The organism is Methylobacterium sp. Leaf125, from assembly GCF_001423085.1.
Taxonomy (GTDB): domain Bacteria; phylum Pseudomonadota; class Alphaproteobacteria; order Rhizobiales; family Beijerinckiaceae; genus Methylobacterium.
Map to the genome: position 1 here is coordinate 518,088 of NZ_LMNU01000001.1, position 22,417 is coordinate 540,504.

Sequence of the window (22,417 nt, forward strand, 5' to 3'; positions counted from 1 at the left end):
ACGCTTCCGACATCAGCAAGGTTCTGCCCATGCGCCGCGCGGCCGCCAGTATCGGCGCTCTTCTCGCCCTCGCCCTCACCGCCCACGGCGTCCTGGCCTCCGACGGCGAGAGCCCGGCCAAGGCCCCCAGCACCGTCGAGAAGACGTTCCTGATCCCGTCGAGCGAGGGGTACGGCGTCGGCGACTGCCTCACCAACGGCGAGAGCGCCTGCGGCCAGGTTGTGGCCAATGCCTGGTGCGAGGCGCAGGGCTTCGCCTCCGCCGGCTCCTTCGGCGTCGCCGCGCAGGACGAATATACCGGCGCGATCCCGCCGGCCCCGGTGGCGAAGCCCGCCGAGCGCCCGATCCGAATCACCTGCCAGGACTGATCCGCAGGCCGGGCCGCCCCGTCGCACGACGACCCGGTCTTCCGGCCTACTTCTCCATGAACGCGTCGCAGCGCGGCGGCGCTTCGGTGCCCCAGGGCATCAGCGGCACGGCCGAGGTGGAGTTCTTGGGCGAACCCTGGATCACCTTGTCCGAATAGACCATGTAGATCAGCGTGTTGCGCTTGGTATCGCAGCCGCGCACGATCTGCATCGACTTGAAGATCAGCGACCGGCGCTCGCTGAAGACCACTTCGCCCTGCTTGAATTTCCCCTTGAACTGCACCGGGCCGACCTGGCGGCAGGCGAGGGAGATGTCGGAGACATCCTCCGCGAGGCCGAGGGTGCCCTTGATGCCGCCCTTCTCCGGCTGCGTGTACCAGCAGGCGACCCCTGCCACCGACGGGTCGTCGATCCCGTAGACCACGAGCTTGTCGTTGGGGGTCAGCGGCCGCCACACGGTCGACTTGTCGAAGATGCGGTCCGCATCGTCCGCCCGCGCCGGTTGTGCGGCAAGGCCGAGCCCCAGCGCCAGCGCACAGCCTGTGAGACCCCGAAGCCACATCATCGTATCATTCCCCTCAGTTTGTTCCGGCCGGATGTGGGAAGGGTGTCGCGGTCGTGCGAGGGGCGCTAATAAACTTGTGTTGAGCCCGTTCGCCTCCGCTTCGTTGACGTTCCCTTCGGGGGACCTCGCGCGGCGGCGTCCCGCCATCCATTGCAATCAGGCCATGCCGCTGATCCCCTCCCAGATCCGCACGCTCGTCCGAGGGCTCGCCGGCGTCCTCGCCGTCACCACCCTGACGGGTATCGCCGAGGCGCAGACCTCCGCCTGCCTGCGCTATCGCTCCGAACTCGCCGGCCTCAGCGACGGGGCCAGCACCGCGCGGGCTCTGCAGAACGAGATCGGCCGCCTCAATGCCTATTATCGAACCCTGAACTGCGAGGGGGGGCGTTTCCTCTTCTTCGATTCGCGCCCCCCGCAATGTGGCGCGGTGGAGCAGCGCATCCGCGCGCTCAACGCCGGCTACGGTGCCGAGAACGGTGAGGTGACCGCCGCTCGTCGGCAGCAGCTCACCGAGGCGATCGCCGCGGCCTGCACGGATCCGGCGAGCCGCAGCTTGATCAAGGCGGACGGGATTCCGGGCGAGGCGCGGGCGCGCGGCGGCGCGCAGGTGATCTGCGTGCGCAGCTGCGACGGCGCCTACTTCCCGATGACCAACCTGCCCGATGGCCGCGAGGGTGCCGACGAGCTCTGCCAGGCCCTCTGCCCCGGCGCGGAAGCGGCGGCCTATTCGATGCCGCACGGCGACGAAGCCCTGAAACAGGCCGCCACCGTGAAGGGAAGCCGCGCCTACACGGCCCTGCCGAACGCCTTCAAGTTCCGCACGTCCTTCACGCCGAACTGCTCGTGCAAGCGCGAGGGGCAGAGCTGGGCCCAGTCCCTGGTCAAGGCCGAGAGCATGCTGGTGCGGCACAAGGGCGACATCTTCGTCACGCCGATGCAGGCCGAGGCCCTGTCGCGCCCGCCGAAGGTCCGCCTGACCCTGGTGGGCCGGGCCGACAAGACGGCCGCGGGCCTCGCCGCCGACGCCGCCACGCGCCATGCCGCCGTCGCCTCCGATGCGCCTGCGCAGCCGGAGCCGGCCGTCGCCGCCGCAGCGCCGGGAGCGGGCGAAGAGCGCCAGCCGGTGCGCATCATCGCTCCGAACCTGTTCTCGACCGCCGCGCGGCCGGGGAATCCCTGAGCGGACAGCCGGCGTCGCGCGGCCGGAAACGGGAACCATCCCGCTCGCATTCTGTTCCGAAGGCCTCATCAACGACGTGAGTGACCTTCGATGCGGAGCATCCGCCACCTCCTCCTGACCGGCACGGTCCTGCCTGTCCTGATCCTCTCCGGCCCGAGCCTGGCCCGGCAGGATTCCGCGTCGGGCGGCACCATCCTGCTGGCCCAAGCCGGGCCCGGCGAGGGACCCCGGGGTGGAGGGGCCGAAGGTCCGCGGGGCGGGCCGCCCGGCGGCGGACGCGAGCGTCCCGAGCCGCGTCAGGAACGCCCCGAGCCCCGCCAGGAACGACCGGCACCCCGCCCCGAGCCACGTCAGGAGCGGCCGGAGCCGCGCCAGGAACGCCCCGAGCCCCGTCCGGAACGACCGGCACCCCGCCCCGAGCCGCGCCAGGAGCGGCCGGAGCCGCGTCAGGAGCGCCCAGAGCCGCGCCAGGAACGACCGGTCCCCCGCCCCGAGCCGCGCCAGGAGAGGCCGGAACCCCGTCAGGAGCCGCGTCAGGAGCGCCAGGAACGTGCGCCGGCCGCGCCGGCCGAGCGTCCTGCCGCTCGCCCGGAGCCGCGCCAAGAGCGTCCCGCCCGCGATGAGCGCCCCGCCCGCGAAGAGCGCGGCCCCGGTGCGGACCGGGATCAAGCGCCGCAGCGCCGCGCCCCCGGGGCCGATGCGCCCGGGGAGCGTCCGTCGCCTCCGCCGGCCGCACGCGAGCGTACCCCCGACCGGCCGAACACGCCCGAGCGCCCCGCCGCGCCCGAGCCAAGCCGTCCGGCGCCCGCGCTGCCACGCCAGGCGCCGGCTCCGGCGCAAGCTCCTGCTCCGGCGCAAGCCCCGACGCCGAACGCGCCCGAGATCCGCAATCCCGCCACCCCGAATGTGCCGGGCGCAGCCCAGCCAAGCCGTCCCAATGCCCCCGGCGAGCCGCGTGCCCCGGGCCAGCCGGCTCCGCCGGCTCCGCAGCCCGGCCAGCCCGGTGCCGCGGCACCCAATACCCGTCCCGGCGTCCCGGGACGTCCGTTCGTCCCCCCCGGCGCCCCGAATCCGGACACGCAGCGTTCCGACGGACGTCCGGGCGTGGGTCCCAACCCGGTCGATGCCCGGCCGGATCGGGATGGGCCGGTCCCGGGCGGCCGGGATCCGCGAGATCCGGCCGCCCGGGATTCCGGGACCCGGGACCTGCGGCGCGACGGACCCGATCGGAACGGACTCGATCGGAACGGCCCCGACCGGCCCGGCCTCGGCCGCGACGACGCGGGCCGGCCCGATCTCCGGCCCGGCGACGCCCGCCGCGACGATCGGAGCATCGATGATCGTCGCGAGGATCGCGAGCGGCGGGACGCTTTCGAGCGCCGCGACGCGCGCAGTGGCTTCAACGCGCCGGGGCGGCCGGGCTACGTGCCGGGCGGCTTCCGGGACGACGACGATGTGCGCGATTACGATCAGGTGCGCCGCGACCGGCGCGAGTTCTCGGAAGGGGGCCGGACCTATATCCGCGAGCCCGGCCGCATCATCGTGCGCGACCGCGACACCTACTTCATCCGCCACGACGAGAACGAGCGCTTCCGCGATCTCGACCGGCGCGCCTATCGCAGCGAGCGCCGCGGCGGCGATACCATCACGTATCTCGACCGGCCCGGTGGCGAGCAGATCGTCACCATCGTGGACGACGACGGCCGCCTCGTGCGCCGGTCCCGTCGCTTCCGCGACGGGCGCGAGGTCGTCATCATCGACAACAGCTTCGGTGGCGGCGTCGCGCGGCCGATCTACGAGGACGTCGTCGAGTTGCCGCCGCCGGATATCCGCATCCCGCGGGATCGCTACGTCGTCGACTACGACGGCGCCGACGAGCGCACCGTCTACGAGGCCCTGTCGGCCCCGCCGGTGGTGGCGGTGGACCGGCGCTACACCCTCGATCAGGTGCGCTACAGCCCGCAGCTGCGGGCGCGCATGCGGAGTGTGGACATCGATACGATCAACTTCGACACCGGGTCGTTCACGGTGACGCCGGATCAGGCCGCGCGCCTCTCGACCATCGCGGCAGCCATGAACCGGGCGATCAAGGCCAATCCGCAGGAGGTGTTCCTGATCGAGGGCTACACCGACGCCGTGGGCGCCGACATCGACAACCTCTCGCTCTCCGACCGCCGGGCGCAGTCGGTGGCCACCGTCCTGACCCAGAACTTCCAGGTGCCCCCCGAGAACCTGACCACCCAGGGCTACGGAGAGCAGAACCTGAAGGTGAACACCCAGAATGCTTCGCGCGAGAACCGCCGGGTCACCGTCCGGCGCATCACCCCGCTGATCCAGCAGCAGGCCGAAGCCCCGCCGCGCTGACGGCGCCGTCCGACGAACCGGATCCCGGTTCGTCGGACGCACGGCTCCCGGCCGGTGACGCAACGTAACACCGGTGCGCTCCTGCCCCCGCACAGGTGCGGAGACGGTTGGCGCGGGATCACACCCGTCTTCGGCCGATCACCCCGAACCTCGCACCGGACCACGATTCTCTTCAGAGCGGCGTTTATCGCTTTTTTAATCGCTGAGTCTATCAATATAGGCCGTCTCTCAAGGCCTGTTGTGCTCTGCCCGCAGCAGATATGACAGTATCTCTAGCGCGCCGACTTGACAATGAACATCAGGCTCAAGTGGATATTGATCGCAATAATTGGTTCGATCGTTGCAGCTCTCTGTCTACAAGGTGTCATTGCGGTCAGTGGTCTGAGAAACGTCCGATCTGCTGCGACGGATATTTCAGGATCTTGGCTTCCAAGCGTAAGGAGCTTGGGAGAGATCAGGTTTGCAATGACGAACTTGCAACTGCTCAATGCGCGCTACGCCCTTGGCAGGGAACCGCTCGCAGCGCTCGACATCCTGAACGCACAACGTTCGAAGGCGGTCGAAACCGCGCTCCAATCCTATCAACCCTTCGTCACGTCTCCTGAGGAACGGGTGCTCGCCGATGATATCCTCAGGCGCTTTTCGGCTTACAACGGGCTGCGCGCCGACTTCCGGAACCGGTTCACGACCGGGGATCAGGCCGCGCTGGTCGCGGGCTACGAGGCCGTCCGGTCCGATTACCAAGGCGTGATGAAGGTCATCGATGACGACGTCGCGCTGAACAATCGCGGGGCTGTCGCTGCGGACGTCGCCGCGCAGGCCAGCTACGACGAGGCCCTCCGGCTCACGGTCGCGGTCAGCCTCATCTCCGTCCTGATCGGCCTGGGTGGCGCGCTGTTCGTCCTCTCCGGCGTGACGCGCCCGATCACGCGGATCACCGGCGCGATGCAGGCCGTCGCGGCCGGAGACCTGGCGGTGGAGATCCCGTTCGCGGCCCGCCGCAACGAACTCGGCGCGATGGCGTCGGCCCTGTCGGTCTTCCGCGACAACCTGCGGGAGACCGCGCACCTGCGCGAGCAGCAACGGACGCGCGAACTCGCCGCGGAGGACCTGCGTCGGCAGGGAATGCACCGGATGGCGGACGGCTTCGAGACCGCCGTAAGCGATATCATCACCATGGTGACGTCGGCGGCGACGGAGCTTCACACGACGGCCCAGAGCATGTCGGGGACGGCCGCCGAGACCGCCAGCCAATCCACCACGGTGGCGGCGGCGGCGGAAGAGGCGGCCTCGAACGTCAGTACCGTGGCGGCGGCGGCCGACGAACTCGGCTCCTCCGTGCAGGAGATCGGGCGTCAGGTCGACGGCTCGGCCCAGCTCGCCCAGCGCGCCGTGGTCGAGGCGGAGCGCACGGTGACCCTGGTCCAGGATCTCAGCACCGCGGCGACCAAGATCGGCGACGTCGTCGCCATGATCTCCATGATCGCGGGGCAGACGAACCTCCTGGCCCTCAACGCGACGATCGAGGCGGCGCGCGCCGGCGAGGCGGGCCGCGGCTTTGCGGTCGTGGCGGCCGAGGTCAAGGAACTCGCCAACCAGACCGCCCGGGCCACGGAGGAGATCGGGACCCAGATCGGTCAGATCCAGGGCTCGACCGGACAGGCGGTCACCGCCATCGACAGCATCACCCACCGCATCCGGGAGATCAGCGGGGTGTCGACCACCATCGCGGCCGCGGTGGAGGAGCAGGGCGCCGCGACCCAGGAGATCGTGCGCAACGTCTCGCAGGCGGCGGTCGGCACCGAGCGGGTGACCGCCAACATCGCGGGGGTGGCGGGCACCGCCGAAGAGACCGGCGCCGCGGCCGCCCAGGTGCTGTCCTCCGCGAGCGAACTCTCGCGCCAGTCCGAGCATCTCGGTGCCGAGGTCGCCCGCTTCCTCGCCACCGTGCGGGCAGCCTGAGCGGCCCATCCGGCGCCGGACAGGCTCCGCGACATACGGCATTTCCCGTCACGGCGCGCGCCGATGCGGTTTCCCCGCCGTCGGCCCGGCCTATATACCCGGCTCGGCAGCGCAAACCCTTGGGGATCCGGTGCCGTCCGGCCCCGTTCGCGCGGGCCGGTGGCCGGGCGAGATCATCCGCTGCGGCGTGTCACGGCCTCCGGGCCGACTCCGCAGGAGCATCCATGGACGAGGCGAGCGAGCGGTTGATCGAGGCCGGAACCCCGGCCTTCCGCCGCACCGCCATCGCGCTGGGGGCCGCCGGGTTCTCGACCTTCGCGGTGCTCTACGGCGTGCAGCCGCTGCTGCCCGTCTTCGCCGACGACTTCGCAGTCTCTCCGGCCGAGAGCAGTCTCGCCCTGTCGCTGCCCTGCGCCATGCTGGCGATCGCGCTCCTCGTGGTCAGTCCCCTCTCGGAGGTCTGGGGCCGCAAGCCGATCATGGTGGCCTCGCTGTTCGCCTCGGCACTTCTCACCATCGTCGCGGTGCTGGTGCCGAGCTGGCACGGCTTCCTCGCCCTGCGCGCGCTCACGGGGCTCGCCGCCTCCGGCCTGCCGGCCGTGGCGATGGCCTATCTCGGCGAGGAGATGCACGGGCGCGCCATCGGCCTCTCGATGGGCCTGCTGATCGGCGGGAACGCGGCGGGCGGCATGGTCGGCCGCCTGCTCGCCGGCATCATCGCCGACCATGCCTCCTGGCGCTGGGGCCTCGGCACCATCGGCGTGCTGGCGCTCCTCGCCGCCATCGCCTTCGTCTACCTGCTGCCGGATTCGCGCCGCTTCCGGGCGAACCGGATGCGCTGGCGCGAGGTGCCGGGCACCTTCGGTCAGCACTTCCGCGATCCCGGTCTGCCCTGGCTGTTCGCGGAGGCGTTCCTGCTGATGGGCGGCTTCGTCTGCATCTACAACTACATCGGCTTTCGCCTGCTCGATCCGCCCTTCTCCCTCAGCCAGAGCGCCATCGGGGCGATCTTCGTCGTCTACCTGTTCGGGACCGTCTCCTCGGCGCTGACGGGCGAGATCGCGAGCCGGCTCGGGCGGCGCAAGGTGCTGTGGCTCGCCATCCTCCTGGGCCTCGCGGGCGTGACCCTGACGCTGTCCGCGCATCTCGGGCTGATCATCCTCGGCATCGTCCTCGTCACCGTAGGCTTCTTCGGCGCGCATTCCGTGGCCAGCAGCTGGGTCGGGCGCCGGGCCTTGCGCGACCGGGCCCAGGCCTCGTCGATCTACCTGTGCCTGTACTATCTCGGCTCCTCGGTGCTCGGCACCGCCGGCGGCTGGTTCTTCGCCCATTCGGGCTGGATCGGCGTGGTGACGTTCTTCGCGACCCTCTACGGCCTCGCGCTGGCGATCGCCCTGCGGCTGGCCCGCCTGCCGCCCCTCGTCCAGGCCGATGGCTGACCCCCATCCCCGGTCCCTTGGAGGGGCCTCGCGCGTCCACGTCCTGAAACCGCGCTGGGAGGCCTCGCGCGTCCCTGATCCGAAACCGCGCTGGGAGGCCTCGCGCGTCCCTGATCCGAAACCGCGCTGGGAGGCCTCGCCGTATGACGGACGCCGCTCCGTGCCTTATGAGGGGGCCCCTGCCCAGGGAGCCTTCCGGGGGCGCCCATCAGACGAAAGCAGTCCGAAACACCCATGACCGATCTCCTCGAGACGATTCGCCGGACGCTCGTGCCGATTCACAAGGAGGGCTATCCCTTCATCGTCATCGGCATCGTGCTGACGGTGATCGGCGCTTACTTCGCGCAGTTCCTCGGCTGGGTCTTCCTGATCCTGACCCTGTGGGTCTGCTACTTCTTCCGCGACCCCGAGCGCATCACTCCCGTGGGCGACGGCCTCGTGGTCTCGCCGGCGGACGGACGGGTGAACCTCATCTCGACGGTGCTGCCCCCGCCGGAGCTCGACCTGCCACAGGAGCCGATGCTGCGCATCTCGGTCTTCATGAACGTGTTCGACTGCCACGTGAACCGCGTGCCGGTGACGGGCCGGATCGGGCAGATCCACTACACGCCGGGCCTGTTCCTCAACGCCGAGCTCGACAAGGCCAGCGACGACAACGAGCGCAACGGCCTCGTCATGGAGACGACCCACAGGGGGCAGCCCCTGCGCATCGGCGTGGTGCAGATCGCCGGGCTGGTGGCGCGCCGCATCGTCGGCTGGGTCCACGCCAACGACACCCTGAACGTCGGCGAGCGCTTCGGCCTGATCCGCTTCGGCTCGCGGGTCGACGTCTACCTTCCGGTCGGCACCCGCGTGCTCGTCGGCCTCGGTCAGAAGGCGGTGGCGGGCGAGACCGTGCTCGCCGATCTCGGCGGCGGGCCCGAGCGCATGTTCCGGCGCATCTGAGGGGTTCCCATGGACGACCTGTTCCCCCCCTTCGCCCCCGACGCCAACGAGCCCCGGCCGCGCCGCTTCAAGCCGGTGCCGTTCCGGATGATCGCGCCGAACATGATCACCCTGATGGCGCTCTGCCTCGGGCTGACGGCGATCCGGCTGGCCTTCGAGGGCAAGTTCGAGCCCGCGGTGATCTCCATCGTGGCCGCCGCCTTCCTCGACGGCATCGACGGACGCGTGGCCCGGATGCTCAAGGGAACCTCGCGCTTCGGGGCGGAGCTCGACTCCCTGGCGGACTTCGTCAATTTTGGCTGTGCGCCGGCGTTGATCCTGTACGGGTTCGCCTTGAAGGAGTTGCGCTCGGTCGGCTGGATCGTCGCGCTGATCTTCGCCATCGCCATGGCCCTGCGGCTGGCCCGCTTCAACGCGATGCTGGACGATCCCAACCGCCCGGCCTGGAAGAAGGACTTCTTCGTCGGCATGCCGGCGCCCGCGGGCGCCCTGACGGCCATGCTGCCCCTCTACCTCAACTTCCTCGGGCTGCCGATGGAGCATTGGGCGGCCCCCGTGGTGCTCGGCTACATGCTCTGCATCGCCCTGCTGGTGGTCTCCACCGTGCCGACCTTCTCGGGCAAGACCATGGGCAAGCGCGTGCCTCGGGACTGGGTCCTGCCGATCTTCCTCGTGGTGGTGGCGGCCTTCGGCCTGTTCATCAGCTTTCCGTTCGAGGCGATGGTGGCGCTGGCGCTCGGCTACCTCATCACCCTGCCGATCGGGGCGGCGCAGTATCGCCGCCGGGCCAGGGCCGAGGGGCAGGGCTCCGCCGGGATCGGCGCGGCCGACGATCTCCCCGAACCGGCGCAGCCCGCCCACGATCGGGCCGTGGACATCTGACGCGCGGCGCTGTCGCTCGCTGGTTGTCTTCGTCTAAGCTGATCGCCGCCCGAGCGTTCCGTTCGGGCACGACGCATGCGGGGGCGGGTCGATGCTCGAGGAGTTCAAGAAGTTCGCGTTGCGCGGCAACGTCGTCGACCTCGCCGTCGGCGTGATCATCGGTGCTGCCTTCGGAGCCATCGTGACTTCGGCGGTGCAAGACCTGTTCATGCCGATGATCGGGGCGATCACTGGCGGGCTCGACTTCTCGAACTACTACATCGCGCTGTCGTCGAGCGTTCAGAAGGGCGCAGCCTATGCCGACGCGAAGAAGCAGGGCGCCGTGATCGGCTACGGTCAGTTCATCACCGTGGCGCTGAACTTCATCATCGTGGCCTTCGTGCTGTTCCTCGTGATCCGGGCGATGAACCGCCTCGTGAGCAAGGAGGAAGCCAAGCCCGAGGCCGTGGCCGAGGTGCCAGCCGACGTGAAGCTGCTTTCCGAGATCCGCGATATCCTGGCGACGAAGCCGACGGTCTAGCGGTTGTCCCGGATAAGCAGGACTCGGTTATCCCCAAACGACAAACGTCGAGACAGGAATGTATGGTCTGGCTGGCTCACGATGAGCCTGACAAGACCCTAGCTAGCGGGCTCCATCGGGCTTCGGGGCTGCCCCGAGGTCGCCCAGCAGGCCCTCCAGGGCCTGCTCCACCGCCACCGTGCCTTCCTCGTGGGTCTTCAGCCGCACCTCGAGCCGCTTGAGCTGGGGGGCGAAAGCCTCCGGCGCAGCCGGAGCGCCGAGATAGTCCGGGACCGTCTCACCGGTGGTGAACACCGTCCGCAACTGCTGGCCCAGGTGATCGCGGACCGGCTCGGGGAGGGCGGGGTCGAGCGGGAAATCGTCTGCCATTGTCTGGGTATCCCTCGCGTCCATCGACAAATTCGTACCCACGCAATGCGTGCCGGGAAGAGTAACGGCCGAGATCGTCAAGTGTTGCACCGTTCAGTGCCCGCAGGCTCCCCGGGGATCGAGGGGATGAACAGTTCCGGACAGAAAAAGGCCTCCGGCGAGGGCATCGCCGGAGGCCTCGATCCGTCACCGCGCCTGGGGCGCGGTGGGGCGTCTTAGTCGATCACTTCGACGATGCGGTGGCTGCGGTCGACCAGCACCGGGCGCTCGTTGACGATGGTGTAGCGGGCGCCGCGGGCGTTGTACTCGGCGGGGACATCGTAATAGCTCACGCCGGAGCTCGGCAGTACGGCGCCCACGCGGACGTCGCCGTTGTAGTCGTAGGACGAGCGACGCTCGCGGGTGACGTACTGACGGAAGCGGGGACGGTCATCGACGCCGAGGATGCCGCCGACCGTGCCGGTGGCTGCACCGACGGCGCCCCCGACGATCGCGCCGACCGGGCCGGCCGCGTCCGCACCCTCTTGGGCGCCACGCTCGGCACCGCGGACCAGGCCCTGCGCCTGGGCGGCCATGGGTAGGCTGAGGGCGATCGCGGAGGCGGCGAGAAGGGTCTTGAAGTTCATCGTGAAGCTCCTGAACGAGTATCCCGCGACGCTGTGAAGCGCTGCCGGGTTCAGGGCAGTAACGTCCAACTCCCGGAAGGGATGCGTCGAAACTTCCGGGACCGGAGAGAGCGGACGGCATCGTCCGCCGCGCCCGCGGGCGCGGCCGGACCCTTCACGGGCCGGCAGCCGCGGGCATGCGGGATCCGGCCTCCCGGGGTGGGATCAGGCGTCCTTGGGCATGGCCGACTGGATCAGCCGGTCCGAGCTCAGGTCCTCCTCGTCGTAGCCCAGGAGCTCGGCGAGGCGCCCGCGGGCCCGGCTGACGCGGCTCTTCACGGTGCCGACCTTGCAGCCCATGATGGCGGCCGCCTCCTCGTAGGAGACGCCCTCGGCGCCGACGAGCACCAGCGCCTCGCGCTGGTCCGGCGGCAGCTTGCCCAGGGCCGTCTGCAGGTCCTCGACGTCGAGGCGGTCACCCTGGTGCGGAGCGGTGGCGAGGCGGGCGGCGTAGGAGCCGTCCTGGTCCTCGACCTCGCGCACGCGCTTGCGGTGGTCCGAGTAGAAGATGTTGCGCAGGATCGTGAACAGCCAGGCGTTCAGGTTCGTGCCCGGCTGGAAGCGGGCGCGGTGCTGCCAGCCCTTCAGCAGGGTGTCCTGAACCAGGTCGTCGGAGCGGGCCGGGTTGCTCGTCAGCGACAGGGCGAAGGCCCTCAGGGACGGCACGGCGGCGAGCAGGCCGTTGCGGAACTCCGGCTCGATCGCCTCGCCGCGCGCTTTCAGGGCGGCTTCCAGCTGCGCGATGAGTTCGGCGAAGCGGGTGGGCTGCTCGTCCGGCGCCAGGCGCTCGTAGATCGTGCGCAGGTGCTCGCCGAGATGGCTGCGGATGTTCGAGGACAGGTTCGGCCGGCCGTCGGCGGAGGCCGACAGGGCGTCGAGGTCGGTGTCGGTCACGTCGCGTGTCATGGCTCGTCGTAATCTGGGGCGGTCAGGTTTCGTGTCGGCCCGAGGCGTCCGAGAGCACCCGCGTGGTCAACTGATATCGCGCGTTGTAGCGCATCTGGGCCGGCCACGCATCCCGCCGGACAACCGTGGCGGTTATGTGCCGTGCCGCATCAACAGCCGCAGGAGGACGGGACCCGGTCCGGGCGCGGGATCGCCGGAGCGGCGGCCGCTTTGGAGGGGCCTCCCCGGGCCTTGGCCGGCTTGAGGATGCGCACGGCGCCGTCGCGCAGGGAGAGCACGTGGCCGCGCTCCACGTCGATCCAGCACTCGTCGCGGGTGAGGGCCTTCGTCGCGATCACCGTGACGACATCCTGCGCGCCGGTCTCCTGCGCGAAATCGACCCGCCAGTCCTCGTCCACCAAGGTCGCGGTGCCGAAGGGGGCGCAGCGGGTCAGGTAGCACAGGCGCTTGCCGCAATGGGCGTAGAGGGTGCGGCTGTCCGACAGAAGCATGTTGAACACGCCGAGGCCGTGCAGCGCGGCGCAGAGGTCGGCCACGGCCCGGTCGATGCGCGCCGGGCTCGGCAGGTCGGGCCAGCGCTGCTGCAGCTGGTCGAGCATCCAGCAGAAGGCATGCTCGCTGTCGGTGGAGCCCACCGGCTTGAACCCCGTCAGCGGCCACTTCTTCACGCCCTTGAGCTGGCCGTTATGCGCGAAGGTCCAGCGCCGGCCCCACAATTCGCGGCTGAAGGGATGGGTGTTCTCGAGGTTCACCCGCCCCCGATTGGCCTTGCGCACGTGGGCGATGACGATGCGGCTCTTGATCGGCGTCCTGCGCAGGAGCTTGGCGAGCTCCGACTGCGCGCTCGGCTCCGGCTCGTGGAAGGCGCGGGCGCCGCGTCCCTCGTAGAAGCTGATGCCCCAGCCGTCGGCATGCGGGCCGGTCTCGCCCCCGCGCCGCGCCAGGGCGGCGAAGGAGAAGCGGATATCCGTGGGCACGTTCGCGCTCATGCCGAGCAGTTCGCACATGGAGGTTCGGGGGACTTCGCGTGGGACGGAGGGAGGACGGTGCGGGGCGGCGAACTCCTCCGAGGGCGCCGGGCGACTCACTCTAGAGGATTTTCCCGCCCGCGGGAGCCGCTAATCCGCCGGAAGCGCCCCGCTCCGCGCACGGGAGCCCCGGACGGCTCCCGAACCGCGTGCCGCCTCGAACCTCGCACGGGTCCCGATGCGCGAACGCCGCCGGACCCGTGGGGTCCGGCGGGGCGTGTTCCCGCGCCGGTGCGTCGGATCGGCTCAGAACCGATAGGTGAAGTTGCCCTTGACGGCGTGGTCCTGGGCGCGTGCGCCGACCTGGCCGGTATAGGCCACGCCCAGGGTGGTGTCGCGCGCCACCCGCAGGTCGAGCCCGGCCTCGGCCACCAGCGCGTCCCGGCTGATCGGCGTGCCGGCCACCAGGAAGCCCGGGCCCGTGCCGAAGCTCAGGAGCGCCTTGGGCACCACGTCCCCGTAGGCCCGGCGGTAGCCCACCAGCCCGTGCAGCGAGACCGGCGCGGCGACCCCCCAGTCCAGGCTCGCCTGCCCGCGCAGGCCCAGCGTCGAGGTCGCCACCGCATTGGTCTGCGCCGCCCCCGTCAGCGCCGCCGGCCCGCCCGTCTCGGCGAAGCGGTCGCGCCCGATCGACACGTAGGCCCCACCCACGAAGGGCTCGAGATAGGCCGGCTGCATCGGAACCGCGGCGAGCGCTCCGAGGGCCAGCGGCCCGGGCTGCTGCCCTCCCAGGACGATCCGGTAGCCGAGCTCGCCGAAGCCCTGCACGGTGGCGCCGCCATAGCGGGCCGCGGCGCTGTCGGCGAACCCGGCGAAGCGCACGGCCCGGCGCAGGCGGCTCGCCTGGTCGGCATAGACCGCGCCGAGGCGCAGGCTCACGGGCCCCTGCTCCAAGCCGCCGTAGACGCCCCCGAAACCGCTCTCGATCGTGCCCGAGGCGCGCTGCCCGGCGCTGTCGAGGCTGGTGGCGGTGTAGCCGCCCGCCACGCCCAGGCGAAAGCCCGTCTCCAGGCGCGCATCCGCCCCGAGCACGAAGCCGGAGGTCTGTCGCGCCAGGGACGCGGCGTTGCCGTCGCTCCGGGCCTGGCCGAAGCTGCCGAAGCCCTGGCCCCAGAGCCCGAACACCCGTGGGTCGAGGACCCGTACCGGCACCGGCGCGGCGGGGGCGGCCCGGCCGGGGAGGTCGGCGCTGTAGGCCACCGGCAGGGCGCCGTCATCGGCGCGCTCGGCCGCGCCCGGGCTGGCACCCCAGCGCAGGCGGTCGAGGACGGCCTCGCGCACGAAGAAGGCGGTCTCGAACTGGGCTCCGGCGGCGCTGGCGTGGATGTCGCCGGTGAGCGCCCCGAAGGCGGCGCGCGCCTCGGGCGTGGTCAAGCCGACGGTGCGCCCGTAGAGGGCGGCCCCCGCCCCGGCGGCCTGGACGGCGTCGGCGACGCTGGCCTGGTTGCGGCTCTGGGCGATGCTGGCGAAGGCGATGTCGTTGCGCGTGAGCGTCAGGTCGACGGCGCCGGGGGCGTAGCGCAGGGTGGGGGTGAGGAAGGCGAAGTTGGCGCTGACGCCGGCGAACCGGCCCTGCACGCCGCCGCCGGCGGTGAGGACGGTGTAGCGGGTGCGCGGATCATAGGTCCCGGCCGCAGCCTGGACCTGGACGGTGCCGCCGGTGAGAGTGGCGGTGCCGGCCACCGCGAGGCGGTCGGCCTGGCCGGCGGCGTCGGTCTCCACCTGGAAGGTCGCGCCCGGGGCGAAGCTGGCATTGCCCGCGACCGAGAGGGTGCCGATGGAGTTGCCCGGCGCCACCACCGCCCCGGACTGGGCCGCCAAGCCGCCCACCGTGCCGGTGCCGCCGAGGCTGGCGCCGGAACCGACCGTCACCACCGAGCCGGCGAGGCTGCCGTTCACGGCGAGACGGCCCTGCGCCACGCCCGTGGCGCCGCTGAAGCTGCTGGTGCCGGTCAGGCTGAGGCTGCCCGCGCCGGCCTTGGTCAGGAGCCCGCTGCCCGCGATGGGATTGGCCAGCGTACCGTCGCTGGCCTGGTCCAGGATCAGGCTGGCATTGTCGACGATGGCGCCCGAGCCGAGGCCGGCGGCGGAGGCCACGAGGGTGCCGCCCACGATCGTGGTGCCCCCCGAATAGGTGTTCGTGCCGGTGAGCCCCAGGGTGCCGCTGCCCGCCTTCGTCAGGGACCCCGTGCCGCCGATGTCGTTGCGCCACGCGTCGCTGGCGTCGTACCCGCCCTTCGCGGCATCCATCGTCACCGTGACGGCGCCGTTGAACGCGCCGTAGCCGTCCACACCCGAGACCAGGTTCAGGCGGCCCCAGCCGTCGTAGGTGTTGCCGCTGAGCAGCGGATAGCCCGCAGGCAGCCCCGTCGTCGCCAGGACCTCGCGGCGCTGCGCGTCGCTGAGGTAGGGGAAGCGGGTGAGGAGGAGCACCTGCGCCTGGATCGGGACCTCCGCGGCCGTGAGCGGCGTGCCGGGTCCGGTCGGCTGGAAGCCGTAGGTCATCCGGGCGGTGTAGTCCGCCTTGTTCTGCGCGGCCCTGCCGAAGGGATCGGCGGTCCCGTCGGGCGCGGTTCCGGCGAGGCAGCCCGCCACGGTTCCGGCCGCGCAACTCGCGGCGAGGTAGGCCTTCGTCTGCTGGTAGGCCTGATAGACCGCGTAGGCGCCCGCATTGGCCGGATTGGTCCAGTCGATCCGGTTGCCCGCGGCGTCGTAGAGGCTGGCGTAGATGTTGGTGGCGGCGATCGCCGTCGCCTGCATCCGGCCGCCCATCACGTCGAGGGGCGAGTGCATGCCGGCCAGGATGCGGTTGTTGCCGAGTTCGGAGGCGCGGGTCAGGAGCGCCTGCATCCGCTGCGGGACGAGGAAGCCGACGCCCAGGCTCTGCAGGTAGCCGGAATTGGTGTGGCCGCTCGGATAGCCGCCATCCGCGTAGGCGTTCGTGGTGTTCTTGCGCGGATTCAGCAGCGCCGGCGTGACGACGTCGGTGGTGACGCGGTAGGGGCGGGGCGCCGTCCCGATGCCCGGAACGTAGGCGCCGACCCCGAAGGTCGCCGCGGTGAAGACGCCGGCCGCGTTGTAGGACCCGACATCGGGCGCCGTCAGGGGGCGCCCGCCATTGGCGTCGATCATCGCCTGGGTGACGGTGAAGCCCTTCACCCAGCGCTCCGTCGTCCCGTAGACGGCCGGCGCAGGGAAGTTGGAGAGGTAGCTCGGGACGGCGAACGCCGCCGTGTCGGCGGCGGACAGCGCCGTCTTGTTCGTGGTGGCGCTGTAGTCGTTGAACCGCGCGGCCAGGGGATCGATGGCCGGATTCGGGCCCTGGTAGCGTCCGAAGACGCGCTTTGCCGGCTCCGTCGAGGCATTGCCCCGGACCGTGTCGTCGATGAAGCGGACGGCGGCCGCCAGGGGCGTCGCCGTGCCGTTGCTGAAGGTCGTGGCGCCCGCATTCGCGTTCGCGCCGGTGTTGAGGTTGGCGGCGTAGTCCGCGAGCGTCGTCGTGGCATAGGAGGTCGGCACCTGGCTCGCCGGCCGGGTGCCGGTGAACGAGGCCCCGGCCCCCGTGAGGTAGGCCGAGGTGAGGGACCCGAGCCCGTTGAGGATGCTGTAGGCCTGCCCGGTGCGGTCGTCATGGATCGCCGCGAGGGTCTGGTCCGCGGTCCGGCCCTGCGTCAGGCGCACCACCGTCTGGTAGTTCTGGGTCATGACGGCGGGATTGGCCGTCATCAGGCCGACGTAGCTGTCGAGGATGCGCGGGACGACCGTTCCGGGACTGACCGCGGTGCTGTTGTTGAACCCGACCCCTGGCGCGGTCGGGATCTGCTGCGCCGCCGCGCCGACAGGCAGGAGGCAGGTGGCGGCGAGCAGGGCGGTCTTGAGATGTCCGGACACGAATCCTCGCACGGAAGCAGGCAGGCGCGGTGTTGCGAGGCAGCGCTAGCTTGGCCGTAAGACGCGTCCGTGACGGATCCGGCTCCCGCGCCCTCTTCGGCGGGAGGGCCGGTTCGCGCGTGGCGGGTGTGGCCGGATTGCCGCAACCGGATCGCCGGTTGCCGCGCGGAAGCGGACCGATGGTCCGCCGAGGTGCGCCCCCGCGCTTTCGCCGCCGGAGACGATCCTCTAAGCCGCTCCCCGGGCCCCGTTCCGGGGCATCGTGGACAGGGTGCCGATGGACCGCGATCCGATCGCCTTCACCTGGCGGACCGCGCGGCGGGAGCATGCCGCGGCGATCGGGCTGGCGCTCGGTCTCGGCGGACCCCTCGCGCTGCTCGCGCTCCTGTGCCTGCGGGATCTCGTCGGCGTGCAGGTGCACGACACCGATCCCACGAGGCCGTTCCTGCGGATCGCCGCGGCCCTGCCCTGGCGTCCCGATGCCGAGGGGCCCTTCGTGGCCTTCGCCGGCTGGATCCTGCCACACGGCGAACTCGTGCGCGCGGCCTTCCTCGGCCTCGCGGCGGCGGCCCTCGCCTCGGCCGGGCTCGGCTGGGCCGTGGCGCGCCTCTGCTTCCATGCCCAGACCCGGACGGTGGCGGCCCTGCAGGGTCGGGTCACCGAGGCGATCCTGCGCGCGCCGCCCGGCGCCCGCGACGAGGCCCGCGCCCTGGCCCAGGCCATGGGAGACCTCCTCGCCCGCCTCGACACGCTGTTCGGCCTGGCGATCCTGGTGCCGGCGCTGGCGGTCGGCGGCACCGTCCTCGCCCTCGTCCTCGCCGGCCTCGCCGCGCCGCGCCTCGTGCCCACGGTCGCCGCCGGGCTCCTGGCCGCCGGCCTCGCCCGGGCGCTGATCCAGCGACGGATGCAGGATCGGGCCGCCCTGCGCCTCCGGGCCGGTGGCGCCGCCGGGCGGGCCCTGTCCGACCTGATCCGCCGCATGCCGGCGGTGCGGGCGCACGGGGCCGCGGCCTTCGAGCGAGGGCGTCTCGCGGCCAAGGGCGCCAGCACGCGCGACGCCCTCGCGGCCTCGGAATCCGCCCTGGCCTATGCCCGTGCGCCCTCCATGGCGCTGGCGATCCTGCTGCCCGCGATCGTCGTCGCGGTGGCGCTGTGGCGCGGCCATGACGGCACCACCGAGCCGGTGGAGCCCGGGGCGCTGCTGGCCGCCGCCGGTGGCTTCGCCCTCGCGGTGGTGGCCCTCACCGTGACCCTGCGGATGGCGAGCCTGCACCGCACCCTCGCCGGCCCGTTCCGCGACGTCGCCGTCGCGGTTCCGGCCCTGGAGGGCCGTGCCCCCGCCCGCCCCGGCACGGTGACGGCCCTGCCGGAGGCGGGCGCCCTGGTGGCGCAGGGGGTCGGAGCCTACGATCCCACCACCGGCGAGCGGCTGGCCGGCGTCGACGCCACCTTGCCGATGCCCGGCCACGTCGCCATCCTGGGCGAGCGCGGCAGCGGCAGCCGGGTGCTCGCCGCGATCCTGGCCGGGCAGCTCGAACCCTCCGCCGGCGCGGTCACCTATGGCGGCATCGACCTGCGGGCCTTCGAGCCGGAGGCGCGGGCCCGGCGCATCGCCCTGGCGGGGGCCGAGGCCATCCTCATCGAGGGATCCCTGCGCCAGAACATCCTCTACGGCGCCTCCGGGACGCCCGATCCCGACGACCTCATCGCCACCCTGCGGATCACCGGCCTCGATGCCTTCGCGTATGCGCGCGGCCTGGAGGGCACGGTCGACCCGGCGGCCGAGCCCGAGATCGCCCGCGCCGTGGTGGCCGCCCGCCACGCGGTCCGCGAGGCGCTCGCCGCCGACAAGGCCGGCCGCCTGGTCGAGCCCTTCGATCCGGCCCGCTACAACCACCAGGCCACGGTGGGCGAGAACATCCTGTTCGGCGAGGCGGTGGGGCCGGCCTTCGCCCCCGACCACATCGCCGCGCACCCGTATCTCCGCGCCGTGCTGGAGGCGGAGGGCCTCAGCCGTCCCCTCACGGAGATCGGGCTCCAGGTCGCCCGCAGCCTCGTCGAGATCTTCGCCGACCTGCCCGACGATCATCCCCTGTTCGAGACGTTCTCGCTGTTCCCGGCCGCCGAGCGGGGCTTCTTCGAGGATCTCGTCGGTCGCCAGCCCGAGGCCAAGGGCTGGCGCCGTGGTCCGGCCGGCCAGCGCGACCGCAAGCGCCTGATCGGCCTCGCCCTGCGCTACAGCGAGACGCGGCACCGCTTCGGCCTCATCGACGCCGCCTTCGAGGAGCGGCTGGTGGATGCCCGCCGCTCCTTCGCGCGCCTGATGCCGGCCAACCTGCGGGGAACGGTCGAGTTCTACGATCCGGACCGGCTCACCGCCGCCGCGAGCCTGGAGGAGAACATCCTGTTCGGCCGTATCAACGGCGAGGAGGCCGGCGCCGAGGCGCGGGTGCGGGCCCTGGTGCGTCGGGTGCTCGCCGACGAGGGCCTGGAGCCGGCCGTCTACCGCCTCGGCCTCGCGAGCCGGGTCGAGCCCGGCCTCGCGGGGGGCGGATCCAGCCTCGGCGAGAACGCCATCGGCCCGCGCGAGCGCATCGCCATCGACCTCGCCCGCTGCCTCGTGCGCCGGCCGGACATCGTCGTCATCGCCATCGCCCTGGAGGACCGGAAGGGCGACGAGATCCGCGCGCGCCTCGCGGCCCTGCGGGCCGCCCGGGCCGGCTGCGGCCTCATCGTCTGCCTGCCCGATGCGGAGGTTCTGGCCGGGGTCGCGCCCTTCGACGCGGTGCTGCGCATCGAGCGCAACACGGTGCTGGCCGCCTGATCGCGGGTGAGAACCGGGCCTTCCCCGGCTTTCGTGGGCCTTCCCCTATTGCCGCCCCATTGGGATGCGATAGGCAGAGCGGTGTGCATCGTGCACGGGCGTCCGCCCGCCAGCGGACGGGTCGCTCTTCAGGACCCCGCATGGTCTTCCTGTCCCGGGGTCCGCTCCGCCGCGCGGCGTCGGCCCTTCTCGCTCTCGCGACGCCGATCCTCGCCCTCGGCGCCGTGATCGCGGCGTCACCCGCCTCCGCCGAGCCGTCCAAGGCCTTCGCCCCGATTCCGGCCGCCACCCTGGCGCTGATGCAGGCCCGCGGTACCACTGCGGCGGCCCCGGTGCTGTTCCGGGCCTACAAGAAGGAATCCGAGATCGAGGTCTGGAAGCGGGCCGGCACCGGCCGCTTCGTCCACGTGAAGACCTTCCCGATCTGCCGCTGGTCGGGCCAGCTCGGCCCCAAGCGCAAGAGCGGCGACCGCCAGACCCCCGAGGGGTTCTACACGGTGCCCCAGCGCCAGATGAACCCGAACTCGCGCTACTATCTCTCCTTCGACGTCGGCTACCCCAATGCCTATGACCGGGCCCACGGCTCCACCGGCTCGGCCGTGATGGTGCACGGGGTCTGCTCGTCGATGGGCTGCTTTGCCATGACGGACCAGGTGGTGGGCGAGATCTACGCCATCGCCCGGGAGGCCTTCGCCGGCGGACAATCCGCCTTCCAGTTCCAGTCTTTCCCGTTCCGGATGACGGCCGCGAACATGGCCCGGCACCGGACCGATGCGAACATGGATTTCTGGCGCCAGCTCAAGGAGGGCGCCGACCGGTTCGACGCCATCGGCGAAGAGCCGGCCGTCACCGTGGCCGGCGGTCGCTACGCCTTCGCGCCCGCGAAGGATCCGGTCAAGGAGGCCCAGGTCGTGGCCTATCACCGGGCCGAGGAGGCGCGCATCGCCACCCTGGTGGAGGAGGGGAGTGCGGCCGTGCGCACCACCTATTCCGACGGGGCGCAACATCCGTTCTGGGCGGCGCTCGCGGCCAGGGGGACCTCCCTCGGCGACGTGAGCCGGCCGGAAGCCCTCGCGTATGCGGGCCAGGAGGTGGTGGTCATCGCGGCCCGGCCGCGCCCGGTCCAGGTGGCCGAAGCGGTCTGGTCGCGCTGGGTCGCGCCGGACTCGCCGCTCTCGCGCACCCGGATGCCCGGCTTCGTGCCCGCCTATGAGCGCAAGGCCATGCTCTTCGCGCCCCTGGCCACGGCCGCTCCCGGGGCGGAGGCCTATCCCGTCGCCTGGCCGCGCCTGGTGCGCCTCAGCCTCTCGGGCCACCTGCCGGCGCCCGGTCCGACCCGGGGCGCCATCGACGTCCTGGCGCAGCGGTGAGCGGGCCGGTGGCCGGGTCGACACAGTTCGCCGGTGAAGTTCCGGGCCGACGGGCTCCTCACCCAGCCATGTGCGGGCTCGCACATCGGGGGGGCAGGCGGCTTACTACCTCAGAGCAGTTCCACTTCGATCCCGGCACCCGCTTATCGCCGACCAGCGAGGATTGGATCGCGCCGGTGCGACGAAGGGCACCCGATCCGCGTTGGGATCGGGGCATATGGTAATCGAACGATGACCTTCTCCTCCCGTCCCTTCGCGGATGACGGCCTCACCCTGACCTTCTGGGGTGTACGCGGTTCGACGCCCGTCAGCGGCCCGGATTACATCGAGTTCGGCGGCAGCACGCCCTGTCTCGAGATCCGGTGCGGCGAGCGGCTGTTCCTGCTCGATGCGGGCTCGGGGCTGAACGCCTGCGGCCGCCATCACCGCGATGCGATGCCCAAGGAGATCGATCTCCTCTTCAGCCACCTGCACCTCGACCACACCGCCGGTCTGCCGTTCTTCAAGCCCGTCGTGCTCGACCCGGAGCGCACCCTCAACACCTATTGCGGCAATCTCGACGGAGAGAGCGCCGCCGTGGCCCTGGACCGGCTGTTCTCGCCGCCGCTGTTTCCCGTCACCCTCGACATCATTCCCTGTCGGCTGGCCCATCACGGCTTCAAGGCCGGCGAGCGGCTGACCTTCCCGGACGGCGCCACCGTCGACACGATCCTGCTCAACCATCCGCAGGGCTCGGTGGGCTACCGCTTCGAGCATGCGGGCCGGCGGCTCTGCGTAATCAGCGACATCGAGCACAGCGATCCGTGGCCGGACACGGCCCTGATGGACTTCGTGCGCGACGCCGACCTCGTGGTCTATGACGGCATGTTCACCGAGGGCGAATACCCGGTCTGCCGGGGCTGGGGCCACTCGACCTGGCAGAAGGGCGTGGAACTGGCGCAGGCCGCCGGGGTGAAGGCCCTCGCCATCATCCATCTGCATCCCTGCCACACCGACGCGATGCTGCGCAGCGTCGAGGCCGACATGCAGGCGGCGATGCCCACCGCCTTCATCGCCCGCGAGCGCCAGACCGTGGCGGTGGGCGAGCCGGTGCGCAGCGCACCCACCCTGGCCCTGGCGCGCACCGCCTGAGGCGCGCG

At 71.6% G+C, this 22,417-nt stretch carries 17 protein-coding genes; 11 read left to right on the forward strand and 6 right to left on the reverse strand.

Annotated features, from left to right (window positions below; all coding sequences use genetic code 11):
* The first annotated feature begins 29 nt into the window (after positions 1-29).
* Entirely contained in the window at positions 30-368 is a 339-nt protein-coding gene (locus ASF58_RS02330) for a hypothetical protein (protein WP_055946897.1), read from the forward strand.
* A 46-nt stretch (positions 369-414) separates the two neighbouring features.
* Here the strand turns inward: ASF58_RS02330 and ASF58_RS02335 are convergent, their stop codons facing one another.
* A complete protein-coding gene (locus tag ASF58_RS02335) occupies positions 415-930 on the reverse strand; it encodes a CreA family protein (RefSeq protein WP_103708182.1) in 516 nt (171 codons plus the stop codon).
* A 166-nt stretch (positions 931-1,096) separates the two neighbouring features.
* Here ASF58_RS02335 and ASF58_RS02340 point away from each other — a divergent pair, with 166 nt between their 5' ends.
* The 7 genes from ASF58_RS02340 to mscL all read left to right on the forward strand — a co-directional run bounded on the left by ASF58_RS02340 (position 1,097) and on the right by mscL (position 10,225).
* Positions 1,097-2,113 (forward strand): DUF2865 domain-containing protein, encoded by a 1,017-nt coding sequence (locus ASF58_RS02340; RefSeq protein WP_055946900.1) that lies wholly within the window; start codon positions 1,097-1,099, stop codon positions 2,111-2,113.
* A 90-nt stretch (positions 2,114-2,203) separates the two neighbouring features.
* Positions 2,204-4,477, forward strand: a complete 2,274-nt coding sequence (locus ASF58_RS02345; RefSeq protein ID WP_055946902.1) for an OmpA family protein — start codon at positions 2,204-2,206, stop codon at positions 4,475-4,477.
* Positions 4,478-4,768: 291 nt separating this feature from the next.
* Positions 4,769-6,439 (forward strand): methyl-accepting chemotaxis protein, encoded by a 1,671-nt coding sequence (locus ASF58_RS02350; protein ID WP_055946903.1) that lies wholly within the window; start codon positions 4,769-4,771, stop codon positions 6,437-6,439.
* Between the two features lie 224 nt (positions 6,440-6,663).
* Complete coding sequence (locus ASF58_RS02355; RefSeq protein ID WP_055946905.1) at positions 6,664-7,878, forward strand: MFS transporter; 1,215 nt, start codon at positions 6,664-6,666, stop codon at positions 7,876-7,878.
* 234 nt (positions 7,879-8,112) lie between these two features.
* Positions 8,113-8,823: a phosphatidylserine decarboxylase gene (locus ASF58_RS02360; RefSeq protein ID WP_055946907.1), complete on the forward strand. Its 711-nt coding sequence runs from the start codon at positions 8,113-8,115 to the stop codon at positions 8,821-8,823.
* A 9-nt stretch (positions 8,824-8,832) separates the two neighbouring features.
* Entirely contained in the window at positions 8,833-9,705 is an 873-nt protein-coding gene (locus ASF58_RS02365; protein ID WP_055946909.1) for a phosphatidylcholine/phosphatidylserine synthase, read from the forward strand.
* Positions 9,706-9,796: 91 nt separating this feature from the next.
* Positions 9,797-10,225 (forward strand): large conductance mechanosensitive channel protein MscL, encoded by a 429-nt coding sequence (gene mscL / locus ASF58_RS02370; RefSeq protein ID WP_055946911.1) that lies wholly within the window; start codon positions 9,797-9,799, stop codon positions 10,223-10,225.
* 102 nt (positions 10,226-10,327) lie between these two features.
* On the opposite strand, the gene ASF58_RS02375 is transcribed toward mscL, so the two are convergent.
* The 5 genes from ASF58_RS02375 to ASF58_RS02395 all read right to left on the reverse strand — a co-directional run bounded on the left by ASF58_RS02375 (position 10,328) and on the right by ASF58_RS02395 (position 17,084).
* The gene (locus ASF58_RS02375) at positions 10,328-10,594 is read right to left on the reverse strand and encodes a hypothetical protein (protein WP_200930159.1); all 267 of its coding nucleotides are present in this window, start codon (positions 10,592-10,594) and stop codon (positions 10,328-10,330) included.
* 215 nt (positions 10,595-10,809) lie between these two features.
* Positions 10,810-11,220, reverse strand: coding sequence for a DUF1236 domain-containing protein (locus ASF58_RS02380; protein WP_055946915.1), 411 nt, complete (start codon positions 11,218-11,220; stop codon positions 10,810-10,812).
* Between the two features lie 204 nt (positions 11,221-11,424).
* Positions 11,425-12,165, reverse strand: coding sequence for a sigma-70 family RNA polymerase sigma factor (locus ASF58_RS02385; RefSeq protein ID WP_055946916.1), 741 nt, complete (start codon positions 12,163-12,165; stop codon positions 11,425-11,427).
* Between the two features lie 149 nt (positions 12,166-12,314).
* Positions 12,315-13,172, reverse strand: coding sequence for a class II glutamine amidotransferase (locus ASF58_RS02390; protein ID WP_082512778.1), 858 nt, complete (start codon positions 13,170-13,172; stop codon positions 12,315-12,317).
* 267 nt (positions 13,173-13,439) lie between these two features.
* A complete protein-coding gene (locus tag ASF58_RS02395) occupies positions 13,440-17,084 on the reverse strand; it encodes an autotransporter domain-containing protein (protein ID WP_055946918.1) in 3,645 nt (1,214 codons plus the stop codon).
* Positions 17,085-17,361: 277 nt separating this feature from the next.
* On the opposite strand from ASF58_RS02395, the gene ASF58_RS02400 reads away from it, so the two are divergent.
* The 3 genes from ASF58_RS02400 to ASF58_RS02410 all read left to right on the forward strand — a co-directional run bounded on the left by ASF58_RS02400 (position 17,362) and on the right by ASF58_RS02410 (position 22,409).
* A complete protein-coding gene (locus ASF58_RS02400; RefSeq protein ID WP_055946920.1) occupies positions 17,362-19,908 on the forward strand; it encodes an ABC transporter ATP-binding protein in 2,547 nt (848 codons plus the stop codon).
* Between the two features lie 140 nt (positions 19,909-20,048).
* Entirely contained in the window at positions 20,049-21,278 is a 1,230-nt protein-coding gene (locus tag ASF58_RS02405) for a murein L,D-transpeptidase family protein (RefSeq protein WP_082512779.1), read from the forward strand.
* A gap of 231 nt (positions 21,279-21,509) precedes the next feature.
* The gene (locus ASF58_RS02410; protein ID WP_055946922.1) at positions 21,510-22,409 is read left to right on the forward strand and encodes an MBL fold metallo-hydrolase; all 900 of its coding nucleotides are present in this window, start codon (positions 21,510-21,512) and stop codon (positions 22,407-22,409) included.
* The last annotated feature ends 8 nt before the right edge of the window (positions 22,410-22,417 follow it).

Coding starts and splice junctions, on each gene's coding strand:
- ASF58_RS02330 (WP_055946897.1), top strand. CDS start 30: ATGCGCCGCGCGGCCGCCAGTATCGGCGCTCTTCTCGCCCTCGCCCTC.
- ASF58_RS02335 (WP_103708182.1), bottom strand. CDS start 930: ATGTGGCTTCGGGGTCTCACAGGCTGTGCGCTGGCGCTGGGGCTCGGC.
- ASF58_RS02340 (WP_055946900.1), top strand. CDS start 1,097: ATGCCGCTGATCCCCTCCCAGATCCGCACGCTCGTCCGAGGGCTCGCC.
- ASF58_RS02345 (WP_055946902.1), top strand. CDS start 2,204: ATGCGGAGCATCCGCCACCTCCTCCTGACCGGCACGGTCCTGCCTGTC.
- ASF58_RS02350 (WP_055946903.1), top strand. CDS start 4,769: ATGAACATCAGGCTCAAGTGGATATTGATCGCAATAATTGGTTCGATC.
- ASF58_RS02355 (WP_055946905.1), top strand. CDS start 6,664: ATGGACGAGGCGAGCGAGCGGTTGATCGAGGCCGGAACCCCGGCCTTC.
- ASF58_RS02360 (WP_055946907.1), top strand. CDS start 8,113: ATGACCGATCTCCTCGAGACGATTCGCCGGACGCTCGTGCCGATTCAC.
- ASF58_RS02365 (WP_055946909.1), top strand. CDS start 8,833: ATGGACGACCTGTTCCCCCCCTTCGCCCCCGACGCCAACGAGCCCCGG.
- mscL (WP_055946911.1), top strand. CDS start 9,797: ATGCTCGAGGAGTTCAAGAAGTTCGCGTTGCGCGGCAACGTCGTCGAC.
- ASF58_RS02375 (WP_200930159.1), bottom strand. CDS start 10,594: ATGGCAGACGATTTCCCGCTCGACCCCGCCCTCCCCGAGCCGGTCCGC.
- ASF58_RS02380 (WP_055946915.1), bottom strand. CDS start 11,220: ATGAACTTCAAGACCCTTCTCGCCGCCTCCGCGATCGCCCTCAGCCTA.
- ASF58_RS02385 (WP_055946916.1), bottom strand. CDS start 12,165: ATGACACGCGACGTGACCGACACCGACCTCGACGCCCTGTCGGCCTCC.
- ASF58_RS02390 (WP_082512778.1), bottom strand. CDS start 13,172: ATGTGCGAACTGCTCGGCATGAGCGCGAACGTGCCCACGGATATCCGC.
- ASF58_RS02400 (WP_055946920.1), top strand. CDS start 17,362: ATGGACCGCGATCCGATCGCCTTCACCTGGCGGACCGCGCGGCGGGAG.
- ASF58_RS02405 (WP_082512779.1), top strand. CDS start 20,049: ATGGTCTTCCTGTCCCGGGGTCCGCTCCGCCGCGCGGCGTCGGCCCTT.
- ASF58_RS02410 (WP_055946922.1), top strand. CDS start 21,510: ATGACCTTCTCCTCCCGTCCCTTCGCGGATGACGGCCTCACCCTGACC.